The organism is Halopseudomonas phragmitis (genome assembly GCF_002056295.1).
In the GTDB taxonomy this organism is placed as follows: Bacteria; Pseudomonadota; Gammaproteobacteria; order Pseudomonadales; family Pseudomonadaceae; genus Halopseudomonas; species Halopseudomonas phragmitis.
The window spans coordinates 2,642,068-2,654,644 of the sequence record NZ_CP020100.1; the positions used below are offsets into that span (position 1 = coordinate 2,642,068).

9 protein-coding genes are annotated in these 12,577 nt (G+C 58.4%); 6 read left to right on the forward strand and 3 right to left on the reverse strand.

The window, feature by feature from the left end:
• Positions 1-276: 276 nt before the first annotated feature.
• The 6 genes from tig to BVH74_RS12290 all read left to right on the forward strand — a co-directional run bounded on the left by tig (position 277) and on the right by BVH74_RS12290 (position 9,032).
• Positions 277-1,617 (forward strand): trigger factor, encoded by a 1,341-nt coding sequence (gene tig, locus BVH74_RS12265; RefSeq protein WP_080050344.1) that lies wholly within the window; start codon positions 277-279, stop codon positions 1,615-1,617.
• A gap of 92 nt (positions 1,618-1,709) precedes the next feature.
• A complete protein-coding gene (gene clpP, locus BVH74_RS12270; RefSeq protein WP_080050345.1) occupies positions 1,710-2,351 on the forward strand; it encodes an ATP-dependent Clp endopeptidase proteolytic subunit ClpP in 642 nt (213 codons plus the stop codon).
• A 165-nt stretch (positions 2,352-2,516) separates the two neighbouring features.
• A complete protein-coding gene (clpX, locus tag BVH74_RS12275; RefSeq protein ID WP_080050346.1) occupies positions 2,517-3,800 on the forward strand; it encodes an ATP-dependent Clp protease ATP-binding subunit ClpX in 1,284 nt (427 codons plus the stop codon).
• A 235-nt stretch (positions 3,801-4,035) separates the two neighbouring features.
• Positions 4,036-6,435 (forward strand): endopeptidase La, encoded by a 2,400-nt coding sequence (lon, locus tag BVH74_RS12280; protein ID WP_080050347.1) that lies wholly within the window; start codon positions 4,036-4,038, stop codon positions 6,433-6,435.
• 210 nt (positions 6,436-6,645) lie between these two features.
• The gene (locus tag BVH74_RS12285; RefSeq protein ID WP_080050348.1) at positions 6,646-6,918 is read left to right on the forward strand and encodes an HU family DNA-binding protein; all 273 of its coding nucleotides are present in this window, start codon (positions 6,646-6,648) and stop codon (positions 6,916-6,918) included.
• 236 nt (positions 6,919-7,154) lie between these two features.
• A complete protein-coding gene (locus tag BVH74_RS12290; protein ID WP_231705510.1) occupies positions 7,155-9,032 on the forward strand; it encodes a SurA N-terminal domain-containing protein in 1,878 nt (625 codons plus the stop codon).
• A 65-nt stretch (positions 9,033-9,097) separates the two neighbouring features.
• On the opposite strand, the gene fabI is transcribed toward BVH74_RS12290, so the two are convergent.
• From fabI to BVH74_RS12305, 3 genes are read right to left on the reverse strand one after another with little or no spacing between them, the layout of a single operon-like run.
• Positions 9,098-9,895, reverse strand: coding sequence for an enoyl-ACP reductase FabI (fabI, locus tag BVH74_RS12295; RefSeq protein WP_080050350.1), 798 nt, complete (start codon positions 9,893-9,895; stop codon positions 9,098-9,100).
• Positions 9,896-9,912: 17 nt separating this feature from the next.
• Positions 9,913-11,544 carry an ABC transporter ATP-binding protein gene (locus BVH74_RS12300; protein ID WP_080050351.1) on the reverse strand — a complete coding sequence of 544 codons (1,632 nt, stop codon included), beginning with the start codon at positions 11,542-11,544 and terminating at the stop codon, positions 9,913-9,915.
• Between the two features lies 1 nt (position 11,545).
• On the reverse strand, positions 11,546-12,577 hold the full coding sequence (locus tag BVH74_RS12305; protein ID WP_080050352.1) for an ABC transporter permease: 1,032 nt from the start codon (positions 12,575-12,577) through the stop codon (positions 11,546-11,548).

Consider the following 12,577-nt stretch of genomic DNA (forward strand, 5'->3'; position numbering starts at 1 on the left):
GGGAACACACGCGGCCGATCTTGTCATTAGTGCGCCAGATAGAATGCGGGCTCCAGGCAGGCGGGCGGTGAGTTGGTGGGTTCGAGTCTCTCCGTCCGCACCATCTTTCTCTGGTTTTTCATTCCAGGCCTGCATATTGCCAGGCTTGCGCTGTCTGTCAGGTCTTCAGTTGTTTTTGTTATTCGGCCAATGATGACTTCTCGGTATCAAGCGTCTAGAATGTTGACCCTTTAGAATTTGTCCAAACCACAATCTGTCTGTTCACGAGGACTCTCCATGCAAGTTTCGGTTGAAACCATCTCCGGCCTTGAGCGCCGCATGACTGTAGGCATTCCGGCCGAGCGGATCGAAAACGAGGTCAACAAGCGCCTGCAGCAGACCGCTGGTCGTGCCCGTGTTGATGGTTTCCGTCCTGGCAAGGTGCCGATGAGCGTGATTCGCAAGCGTTTTGGCGCTTCGGCTCGTCAGGAGGTGATCGGCGATGTGATCCAGTCTTCTTTCTACGAAGCCATCATGCAAGAGAAGTTGAACCCGGCTGGCGCTCCGAGCGTTGAGCCCAAGCAGCTTGAAGAAGGCAAGGACTTCGAATACATCGCCACCTTTGAAGTTTATCCGGAAGTTGCTCTGGCCGACTTCGCCGGCATCAGTGTTGAGCGCATCGAGTCCGAAGTGACTGACGCCGATCTGGACAACATGCTGGATATCCTGCGCAAGCAGAACACCCGTTTCGAGGCTGCCGAGCGTGCCGCCGAGAATGGCGATCAGGTCACCATCGACTTCGTTGGCAAGGTCGACGGCGAAGTTTTCGCTGGCGGCAGCGCTACCGACACCAATCTGGTGCTGGGTTCGGGTCGCATGATCCCCGGTTTTGAAGAAGGGCTGGTTGGCGCCGCCGCCGGTGAAACCCGTACCCTGAACGTGACCTTCCCTGAGGACTACCAGAACCTGGATCTGGCCGGCAAGGCCGCTGAGTTCGAAGTCACTGTCAAGGCTGTGGCTGCTGCCGTGCTGCCGGAGCTGGATGATGAGTTCTTCGCCCGTTTCGGGGTCGAAGCTGGTGGTCTCGAGGCGTTCCGTGCCGAGGTTCGCAAGAACATGGAGCGTGAGCTGCGTCAGGCCATCAAGACCAAGGTCAAGAGCCAGGTGATGGATGGTCTGCTCAAGATCAACAGCGTCGAAGTGCCCAAGGCTCTGATCAGCAGCGAAATCGATCGTTTGCGCGTCCAGGCGGTTCAGCAGTTCGGTGGTGGTGCCAGCTTCAAGCCGGAAAACCTGCCGGCCGAGCTGTTCGAAGAGCAGGCCAAGCGTCGTGTCAGCCTGGGTCTGATCGTTGCCGAGATCGTCAAACAGAACGAAATCAAGCCGGACAACGACCGTGTACGTGCAATGATCGAGGACCTGGCTTCGGCATATCAAGAGCCTGAGCAGGTCGTCAACTGGTACTACCAGAATGAGCAACAACTTGGCGAAATTCAGTCGGTTGTGCTGGAAGAACAAGTGGTGGATACTGTGTTGCAGAAGGCTCAGGTGACCGACAAGCAGGTCTCCTACGAAGACGCCGTCAAGCCCGCTCAGCCAGCAGCGGTCGAGGAAGGCGAGGCGGACAGCGACGCTTAATAGGATGCGCCGCTAATCAACGCACCACGAGAGCCAGCCTTCGGGCTGGCTCTCGTGTTTTTGCGACAGGCAAACTGGAGTGACATCGATCCATGATCCATAACAGCAACTTCAATCAACTCCCACCTGAAGTTCAGGCCGCTGGCGGGCTGGTGCCCATCGTTGTTGAGCAGTCGGCGCGCGGCGAGCGCTCCTACGATATCTATTCGCGCCTGCTCAAGGAGCGGGTGATCTTCCTGGTAGGCCAGGTTGAAGACTACATGGCCAACCTGGTTGTGGCTCAGTTGCTGTTCCTTGAGTCGGAAAACCCCGACAAGGACATTCACCTGTACATCAACTCTCCGGGTGGCTCGGTGACCGCTGGTATGGCGATCTACGACACCATGCAGTTCATCAAGCCGAATGTCAGCACTCTGTGCATCGGCCAGGCCTGCAGCATGGGTGCCTTGCTGCTGGCCGGTGGTGCGCCGGGCAAGCGCTTCTGCCTGCCGCATGCACGGATGATGATCCATCAGCCGCTGGGTGGCTTCCAGGGTCAGGCTTCGGATATCGAAATCCATGCCCGTGAGATTCTGTTCATCAAGGAACGGCTGAACAAGGTGCTGGCGCATCACACGGGCCAGTCGCTTGATGTGATCGCCCGTGACACCGACCGTGATCGGTTCATGAGTGGTTCAGAAGCCGTCGAATACGGCCTGATTGATCAGATGCTGGAACGCCGCGACGGCGTGTAATTGGCGCTTTTGCGTCAATGAAATACCGGGGCTCGCCGCCAGGACGGGCCTCAAACACAGGTTTTGCTGGCCGCAGCATGGCTGGCATTGGCCGGGTCGTACTTGCAAAGTGGCGTTGTTGCCTTCATCTTTGTGACATGAGCGATTCGTAAGTAGGGGTTTTAGATGACCGATATGAGTGGGAAGGGTGAAGACAACGGCAAGCTGTTGTACTGCTCCTTCTGTGGCAAGAGCCAGCATGAAGTGCGCAAGCTGATTGCCGGCCCTTCGGTATTCATCTGCGATGAATGCGTTGATCTGTGCAACGACATCATTCGTGAGGAAGTACAGGAAAGCCAGGCTGAGAGCAGTGCTCAGAAATTGCCTGCGCCCAAGGATATCTGTGCGATTCTGGACCAGTATGTGATTGGTCAGCAGCGCGCTAAAAAAGTATTGTCGGTAGCGGTCTACAACCACTACAAGCGGCTCAATCAGCGTGACAGCAAGGATGACGTCGAGTTGGGCAAGAGCAACATTCTGCTCATCGGTCCGACAGGCTCGGGCAAGACCTTGCTGGCCGAGACCTTGGCGCGTCTGCTCAATGTGCCGTTCACTATTGCTGACGCCACCACTCTGACCGAGGCCGGTTACGTGGGTGAGGATGTCGAGAACATCATTCAGAAGCTGCTGCAAAAGTGCGACTACGATGTCGAGAAGGCGCAGATGGGGATCGTCTATATCGACGAGATCGACAAGATTTCGCGTAAATCGGACAACCCCTCGATCACCCGCGATGTCTCTGGTGAGGGTGTGCAGCAGGCACTGCTCAAACTGATCGAAGGCACTGTGGCTTCAGTGCCGCCACAGGGTGGTCGCAAGCATCCGCAGCAGGAGTTTCTGCAGGTTGATACTCGCAATATCCTGTTCATTTGTGGTGGTGCCTTCGCCGGTCTGGAGAAGGTCATTCGTGATCGCTCCGAGAAAAGCGGTATTGGCTTCAACGCCACCGTGCGCAGTCAGGACAATGGCAAGAAAGTTGGCGAGACGCTCAAGGATGTCGAACCGGAAGATCTGGTACGTTTTGGCCTGATTCCCGAGTTCGTTGGCCGTCTGCCGGTTATCGCTACCCTCGACGAACTGGACGAGGATGCGCTGATCCAGATCCTGACCGAGCCGAAGAATGCGCTGACCAAGCAGTATGCGCGCCTGTTCGATATGGAAGGGGTTGAGCTGGAGTTCCGTAGTGATGCGCTCAAGGCCATTGCCAGTCGGGCGCTGGAGCGCAAGACCGGGGCCCGAGGTCTGCGCTCTATCCTCGAGAATGTACTGCTTGAGACCATGTATGAAATCCCCTCCGCCGAGCATGTCAGCAAGGTGGTTATCGATGAAAACGTGATCGGTGGCGACGCCAAGCCGTTGCTGATCTACGAGTCAGTCGAGCAGCCACCCAAGGCAATGCCGGAAGACTGAGTAGCAAAGCAAAAGCACTCGTCCGTTTGCGGACGAGTGCTTTTTTGTTTTTTGTGCGCCTTGCCCGCCAGTCGGCGGATTGTGGGGTGTTGCATCCCTCCCGTGGTTCAGATGTTGTGTTGCAGTATGTGATGCTGCTTGTTTTTTTCTGCGCGAGCCCCCATCTTGGATTCATGAACTATTCATACTCCGGGTCCGTCTCCGAGGCGGTCCCCCTTGCGAGCGAGCTTCAGCCATGACGACTTTCAGCGAATTCCCGCTTCTGCCGCTACGTGACGTGGTGGTCTATCCCCATATGGTCATTCCTCTGTTCGTGGGGCGCGACAAATCGATTCGGGCCCTGGAAGCTGCCATGTCCAGCGACAAGCAGATCCTGCTGGTAGCCCAGCGTGATCCTGGCGAGGACGATCCGGCACAGCAGGGGCTGTATCGCATGGGTACCCTGGCCACCATCCTGCAACTGCTGAAACTGCCTGATGGCACCGTCAAGGTGCTGGTCGAAGGCGAGCAGCGGGTGCGCATCGATCAGATCGACGAGATCGATGGCTATCAACTGGCGTTGGGCGAGCCGCTGGATGAAGTGGCTCTGGATGAGCGCGAATCGGAAATTCTGGTTCGCAGTCTGATGAGCCAGTTCGAACAGTATGTCCAGCTTGGCAAGAAAGTGCCTTCGGAGGTGGTTTCGTCCTTGAGCGGGATTGATGATCCCAGTCGTCTGGTCGATACCATGGCGGCTCATCTGGCCCTGAAGCTGTCGCAGAAGCAGGACATTCTTGAAATCCTGCCCCTGCGCGAGCGGGTGGAGCATGTGCTCGGTGTGCTCGATGCCGAGATCGATCTGCTGCAGGTGGAAAAGCGCATTCGTGGCCGGGTCAAGAAGCAGATGGAGCGCAGCCAGCGCGAGTACTATCTGAACGAACAGATGAAGGCGATCCAGAAAGAAATGGGTGGTCTGGATGAAGGTCATAGTGAGCTGGAAGACCTGAAGAAGAAGATCGATGATGCTGGCATGAGCAAAGAGGCACATGCCAAGGCAACTGCTGAGCTGAACAAGTTGAAGATGATGTCACCGATGTCGGCCGAAGCCACGGTGGTGCGTTCCTATATCGACTGGCTGACTGGTGTGCCGTGGCAAAAGGCGAGCAAGGTCCGGCATGACCTCAAACGTGCCGAAGAGGTGCTGGAGGCAGATCACTACGGCCTGGAAGAGGTCAAGGAGCGGATTCTCGAGTATCTGGCAGTACAGAAGCGGGTGCGTAAGCTCAAAGGCCCTGTGCTGTGTCTGGTGGGGCCTCCGGGGGTGGGTAAGACTTCGTTGGGTGAGTCGCTGGCGCGCGCCACCAATCGCCAGTTCGTGCGCATGGCTCTGGGTGGTGTGCGTGATGAAGCCGAGATCCGCGGCCATCGACGCACCTACATCGGTTCGATGCCGGGCAAGCTGATCCAGAAAATGACCAAGGCCGGGGTCAAGAACCCGCTGTTCCTGCTCGACGAGATCGACAAGATGGGTTCGGACATGCGTGGTGATCCGTCATCGGCCCTGCTCGAGGTGCTCGATCCGGAACAGAATCATGCGTTCAACGATCACTATCTGGAGGTCGATTACGATCTGTCCGATGTGATGTTCATCTGTACCTCCAACTCGATGAATATCCCGGCTCCGCTGCTTGATCGCATGGAAGTGATCCGCATCCCCGGTTATACCGAGGATGAGAAGGTCAATATTGCCCGTCGCTACCTGCTGCCCAAGCAGATCAAGAACAACGGGCTCAAGAAAGACGAGCTGCAGGTCCCGGACCAGACGCTGCGCGACATCATTCGCTACTACACTCGTGAAGCCGGTGTGCGGGGTCTGGAGCGGCAGATTGCCAAGCTCTGCCGCAAGGTGGTCAAGGAACAGGTCGGTGGCAAGGCCAAGCATTCGATCGTGGTCGAAGGTGAGTTGCTGGAAGAGTATCTGGGGGTGCGCCGGTTCAAGTACGGGCTGGCCGAAGAGAAGGACCAGGTCGGTCAGGTGACTGGGCTGGCCTGGACCCAGGTTGGCGGCGAACTGCTGAGTCTGGAGGCCGTGGTGGTGCCGGGCAAGGGCCGGCTGACCAATACCGGCTCACTTGGCGATGTGATGAAAGAGTCGATCAGTGCGGCCCTGACTGTGGTGCGTAGTCGCAGCCACAGCCTGGGACTGGCGCCGGACTTCCATGAAAAGCAGGACATCCATATCCACGTGCCGGAAGGGGCTACGCCCAAGGATGGCCCCAGTGCCGGGATTGGTATGTGTACCGCGCTGGTGTCGTCACTGACCGGGATTCCGGTGCGTGCCGATGTGGCTATGACTGGTGAAATTACCCTGCGGGGCCAGGTGCTGGCGATTGGCGGCTTGAAGGAAAAGTTGCTGGCGGCACACCGTGGCGGGATCAAGACAGTGGTGATTCCGCACGATAATGTCCGGGATTTGAAGGAAATTCCCGATAACATCAAGCAAGATATCGAGATCAAACCAGTAAAATGGATTGACGAGGTGCTGCAGATTGCGCTGCAATACATGCCGGAACCCCTGAAGGAAGGGGTTGAAGAGATGGTTGCAAAGGATGACAATCGTGAGGCTGACGCCAAGGAGCGTATCAGTACTCATTGAGGTACGATGGATCGGATGTCATGTTTGATTCCCCTGGGGGCAGGCTGCAAGTCCGATTGCTGACACCACAAGCATTCCTTGACATGGTTTTTGGCCGCTTGCTATAAAGCGGCTTCGATCCAGCCAAGCTTGCTGACTGGCCAGCTTTGCTTAGACCACAAGTTTTACATAACGACTAACTACTCATTGAAATGGATAAGGGGACTTAGAGTGAACAAGTCTGAACTGATTGATGCTATCGCCGCATCCGCTGATATTCCGAAAGCTGCTGCCGGTCGTGCTCTGGACGCCGTCATCGAGTCCGTAACCGGTGCCCTGAAAGCGGGTGACTCGGTTGTTCTGGTTGGCTTCGGTACTTTTGCGGTCAAAGAGCGTGCTGCCCGTACTGGCCGTAACCCGCAGACTGGTGCCCCGATCGAAATCAGCGCTGCCAAGATCCCCGGCTTCAAAGCTGGCAAGGCTCTGAAAGACGCGGTCAACTGATCGCGTCCGAGACTGACAGGGCCGTTGCATACTGACGGCACGCAGAGCCCGGCAGAATCAGTTCTAGCTCGGTTCGCAGGCCTGACAGTCCGGGCTCCATCAGTCCCGAAAGGCGCATCCCACCCGGTGCGCCTTTTTTGTTGCACAGCAGGTTTTACGGAATGAGCGGGTCTCCGGCATTCCAGGCCAATGCACTGGCCGTACAATAACAGTTTGGGGGCACGATGCTTCAGAGAATGAGGGACAATGCGCAGAGCTGGGTCGCCAAGGTGATCGTCGGCGTCATTGTGCTGATTTTTGCTTTGACGGGCTGGGAATCGATCAGCCGTTTTACTAGCAACGAACAGAAAGCCGCTGAGGTCAACGGCACCGTCATCAGTCGGATGGAGCTGGAGCAGGCAGTCTCCCTGCAACGCCGCCAACTGATTCAGCAAATTCAGCAGATGGGCAACGACGCGTTCGACCCGAGCATGATCGATGAGCAGCGCCTGCGTACTTCGGTACTCGAAGGTCTGATCGAGCGTGCCTTGCTGATCAAGGGCGCAACCGATGCGCGCTTCAACGTATCTGAGGCCATGATCGATCAACTGATTCTGGCTACCCCCGATTTTCAGGTGGGCGGGCAGTTCGACGCGAACCGTTTCGATGTAGTGATCCGCAACATGGGCATGAGCTCGCGTCTGGCGTTTCGCGATATGGTTCGTCAGGAGCTGCTGATCGCCCAGTTGCGCAATGGCTTTGAGGCGACCGCCTTCGCCACTCCGGCTGAGCGTCTGCACCTGGCCCGGCTGGAAAAGCAGACCCGGGATTTTGCCGTTATCGAACTCGAGGCGAATCTGGATGCCGTCGAGATTCAGGACGAGGACATTCAGGCATATTACACCGCCAATCAGGCTCGCTTCATGACTCCCGAGCAGGTGGTTATTGAAAGTCTGACCCTGTCGCGCAGTGGCTTCTTCGACCGCGTCAGCATCGACGAGGCGGCGGTTGAAGGTCTCTACCAGCGTGAAGTTGGCAATCTGGCCGAGCAGCGCCGGGTAGCCCATATCCTGATCGAGTCCACGGGCGAGGAAGGTCGTGTGCGTATTGAGGCCGCGCGTGAGCGCCTTGAGGCTGGCGAAGACTTTGCCACAGTCGCCCGTGAAGTGTCTGAAGATCCGGGCAGTGCCAACGATGGCGGTGACCTTGGCTACGTCGTGCGTGGCAGCTTTGATCAGGCGTTTGACGATGCACTGTTCGCCCTGAACGAGGGCGAAGTCTCAGAGCCGGTCCAGACCAGCTTCGGTTACCATCTGATCAAGCTCACTGCGATCCAGGCGCCGGATGTGCCCAGCCTGGAATCAATGCGTGACAGTCTTGAGCAGGAACTCAAGGCTGAGCAGGCCGAGCGACTGTTTGTGGAGGCCTCTCAGGAATTGGCCAACTTGGCCTATGAGTCGCCTGATCTGGTCGAACCGGCCCGCGCCCTGGGGCTGGATGTAGTCACTACTGGTCCGGTCAGTCGTAATGGCGGCGAGGGCATCACCTCCAGTCCGCGAGTCATGGCTGCGGCCTTCGATGAAGACGTACTGCTCGACAAGCGCAACAGTCCGCTGATCGAGCTGGATGCTGACACTGCGGTTGTGGTACGAGTCAAGGAACATCTGCGCCCAGAGCAACGGCCCCTCGACGAGGTGCGTGATGAGATTGCCGACCTGTTGCGCTACGAGCGTGCTGTGGCTGGGGCCGAGCAACAGGCTGCCGAGCTGGTCGGCGGGTTGCGTAGCCGTGACCTGGATGGCGAGGCCGTGGCTGCACAGGTTGGCTCACAGTGGCAGACCCATGAGGCGGTCAGCCGGGCCAGCACTGAAGTGGCTCAAGGCTTGCTGCGTGAGGTATTTGCACTGGCCAGGCCGTCAGAGGCCGAGCCGAGCTACGGACACTTCCGTCGCCCTGATGGTGGTCAGTGGATCGTTCGTCTGACCGGGGTCGCAACTCCAGAGGCATTGGAGAGCGAAGCTGAGTCGCCGCTGTATCAGCGCTTTATTGCTGGCCAAAGCGGTGAGCAGGATTTCGCCGCGGTGCAGGAGCGTCTGCGTGAGACGGCCGATATCGAGCGTTACATTGGCCGTTGAGCTTTAGTCTCAGCAACAAAAAAACCGCGCCATAAGCGCGGTTTTTTTGTGGGGCAGGCCTGAGCTTATTCGTCGTCCAGTCCAGCCATGGCGGTGATGTTGAAGCCGCCATCCACGTAGGTGATTTCACCGCTGACGCCCGAAGCCAGGTCGGAGCAGAGGAAGGCACCGACGTTGCCGACTTCTTCAATAGTAACGTTGCGACGCAGTGGAGTCTGGCGCTCGTTATGAGCCAGCATCTTACGGAAGCTCTTGATGCCCGAGGCCGCCAGAGTACGGATCGGACCCGCGGAAATGGCGTTGACCCGGGTGCCTTCCGGGCCCAGGCTGGTGGCCAGATAGCGCACGCCGGCTTCCAGGCTGGCCTTGGCCATGCCCATGACGTTGTAGTTAGGCATGGTCCGCTCGGCACCGAGGTAGGATAGGGTCAGCAGGCTGCCGTTGCGACCCTTCATCAGTTCACGGCCTGCTTTGGCCAGGGCTACAAAACTGTAGGCGCTGATATCGTGGGCGATGCGAAAGCCCTCACGGGTGGTGACTTCGGTGAAGTCGCCATCCAACTGATCGCCCGGGGCAAAACCTACCGAGTGGACGATGCAGTCCAGGCCGTCCCACTGTTTAGCCAGGTCCGCGAATACCTGCTCGATCTGGGCATCGTCGGCAACATCGCAGGGGAAGCACAACTCCGGACCGGAGCCCCAGCCCGCGGCGAACTCTTCGACCCGCCCCTTGAGCTTGTCATTCTGGTAGGTGAAGGCCAGTTGCGCGCCTTCACGGTGCATGGCCGCGGCGATGCCTGAGGCAATCGACAGCTTGCTGGCTACGCCAACGATGAGTACGCGCTTTCCGCTGAGAAATCCCATGATGTGCTTTCCTGTATTTACGGGGTCTCTAGGACCCGGTTAACGGTTGCCGGTTGGGCGAAGGCCGCCTCCAGCAGTTGACGAGTGTAGTCATGCTGGGGTGTGGCGAAGACCTGTGCCGCCGGTCCCTGCTCGACGATCTCACCCTGGCGAATGACCATCAGTTGGTGGCTGAGGGCACGAACCACCGCCAGGTCGTGACTGATAAACAGATAACTCAGATTGTGCTTGCGCTGCAGTTCGCGCAGCAGCTCAACCACCTGCCCCTGTACGGTGCGATCCAGCGCTGAGGTTGGCTCATCGAGCAGAATCAGCGAAGGTTTCAACACCAGTGCACGGGCTATGGCAATCCGCTGGCGTTGCCCCCCGGAAAACTCATGGGGATAGCGGTGCCGGCTTTCCGGATCCAGGCCTACTTCTTCCAGTGCCTGGATAACCCATTGCTCGCGCTCCTCAGGGCTGCCCAGACGATGAATCTCCAGTCCCTCGCTGATGATCTGCTCAACCGACATTCGCGGGCTGAGGCTGCCATAAGGGTCCTGGAAGACCACCTGAAACTGCCTGCGCATGGGCCTGACCTGGCGCTGGGACAGGCCGTCCAAGCGCTGGCCGTCACATTCGATCAGGCCCTGGCTCTCGATCAGTCTCAGTAGCGCCAGACCCAGCGTGGTCTTGCCCGATCCGCTTTCACCAACAATCCCCAGCGTTTGCCCGCGTTGCAGGCTGAAGCTGGCGTCGGTGACCGCCTTGATATGGTCCACCGTGCGCTTGAGTACGCCTTTCTTGATTGGGAACCAGACGCGCAGGCGTTCGGTTCGCATGATCACCGGGGCGTGCGGATCGGCCTTGACCGGATCGCCGCTGGGATCAGCCGCCAACAGCTTGCGGGTGTAGTCATGGCGCGGATCGTTGAACAGCGTTACACAATCATTCTCTTCGACGACGCGACCCTGATACATGACACATACCCGATGAGCAATTTTACGCACCAGGTTAAGGTCGTGGCTGATCAGCAGCAGAGCCATACCCAGTTTTGCCTGCAGTGACTTGAGCAGCTCGAGAATCTTCAGCTGAACGGTGACATCCAGAGCAGTGGTCGGCTCGTCGGCGATCAACAGTTCAGGCTCGTTGGCCAGCGCCATTGCGATCATCACCCGTTGGCGCTGGCCGCCGGACAACTCATGTGGGTAGGCCGCCAGGCGTTTCTCCGGCTCGGGAATGCCGACCAGATGCAGCAGCTCCAATGTTCGTTCGCGGGCCTGGAGCTTGTTCAGGCCCTTGTGCAGGAACAGTACCTCGCTGATCTGGCGCTCGACCGAGTGCAGTGGGTTGAGCGAGGTCATCGGCTCCTGGAAGATCATCGAAATGCGATTGCCGCGCACCTGTTGCAGCCGCTTGTCGCCAACCTTGAGCAGGTCTTCACCTTTGTAAAGGACGCGTCCGGAGGGGTGGCGTGCGGCCGGGTAGGGCAGCAGGCGCAGAATCGAGTGAGCGGTTACCGATTTGCCTGAGCCGCTTTCGCCGACCAGTGCCAGGGTCTGGCCCGGCCGGATATCCAGGTTGACCTCGCGCACCGCCAGGGTTTCAGAGTCGCCGTTGGTGAAGGCCACGCTGAGGTTCTCGATACGGATCAGTGGCTGTTCACTCATGTTATTTCCTTGGGTCAAAGGCATCGCGTAGGGCCTCGCCGATGAAGACCAGAAGAGTCAGCATCAGTGACAGCACCACGAAGGCGGTGATGCCCAGCCAGGGGGCTTGCAGATTGGCCTTGCCTTGGGCGATCAACTCGCCCAACGAGGGCGCGCCGGGCGGCAGGCCGAAGCCGAGAAAGTCCAGCGAGGTCAGGGTAATAACACCACCGGTGAGAATGAAGGGGAAGAAGGTTAGGGTGGCCACCATCGCATTGGGTAGGATATGACGGAACATCACAATCCGGTTGCCGGCCCCCAGCGCTCGGGCGGCGCGCACGTATTCCAGGTTGCGGCCACGGAGAAATTCAGCGCGCACCACATCGACCAGCGCCATCCAGGAGAACAGCAGCATGATTCCCAGCAGCCACCAGAAATTCGGCTGCACGAAACTGGCCAGGATGATCAGCAGGTAAAGGACAGGGAGCCCCGACCAGACCTCGATGAAGCGTTGGCCGAACAGGTCGATGCGACCGCCATAGAAACCCTGCAGCGCGCCGGCAATGACACCAACGATTGAGCTGAGAATGGTCAAGGTCAGGGCGAACAGGACCGAGATGCGAAAACCATAGATCACCCGGGCCATGACGTCGCGAGCCTGGTCGTCAGTGCCCAGCCAGTTGTCGGCCGAGGGTGGCGCCGGCGCCGGGACTTCCAGGTCGTAGTTGATAGTGCCGTAGCTATAGGGGATCGGCGGCCAGAGCATCCAGCCGTTGCCTTCGTCTTCGATCAACTGGCGGATATAGGGGCTGCGGTAGTCGGCGCTGATCGGGAATTCGCCACCGAACTCGGTTTCGGCATAGCGCTTGAATACGGGAAAGTAATACTGACTCTCGTACTTGAGCAGCAGCGGCTTATCGTTGGCGATCATCTCGGCGCCAAGGCTGAGAGTGAACAGTACCAGGAAGATATGCAGCGACCACCAGCCGCGACGGTTGGCCTTGAAACGAGCGAAGCGCCGTTGGTTGAGCGGGGACAGTCGGAAGCGGCGCAT

What these genes read in the sequence shown, in the direction of transcription:
- fabI (WP_080050350.1), bottom strand. Translation starts at nt 9,895, where the DNA reads ATGGGATTTCTCAGCGGAAAGCGCGTACTCATCGTTGGCGTAGCCAGC.
- BVH74_RS12305 (WP_080050352.1), bottom strand. Translation starts at nt 12,577, where the DNA reads ATGCGCCGCTTCCGACTGTCCCCGCTCAACCAACGGCGCTTCGCTCGT.
- lon (WP_080050347.1), top strand. Translation starts at nt 4,036, where the DNA reads ATGACGACTTTCAGCGAATTCCCGCTTCTGCCGCTACGTGACGTGGTG.
- BVH74_RS12300 (WP_080050351.1), bottom strand. Translation starts at nt 11,544, where the DNA reads ATGAGTGAACAGCCACTGATCCGTATCGAGAACCTCAGCGTGGCCTTC.
- clpX (WP_080050346.1), top strand. Translation starts at nt 2,517, where the DNA reads ATGACCGATATGAGTGGGAAGGGTGAAGACAACGGCAAGCTGTTGTAC.
- tig (WP_080050344.1), top strand. Translation starts at nt 277, where the DNA reads ATGCAAGTTTCGGTTGAAACCATCTCCGGCCTTGAGCGCCGCATGACT.
- BVH74_RS12290 (WP_231705510.1), top strand. Translation starts at nt 7,155, where the DNA reads ATGAGGGACAATGCGCAGAGCTGGGTCGCCAAGGTGATCGTCGGCGTC.
- clpP (WP_080050345.1), top strand. Translation starts at nt 1,710, where the DNA reads ATGATCCATAACAGCAACTTCAATCAACTCCCACCTGAAGTTCAGGCC.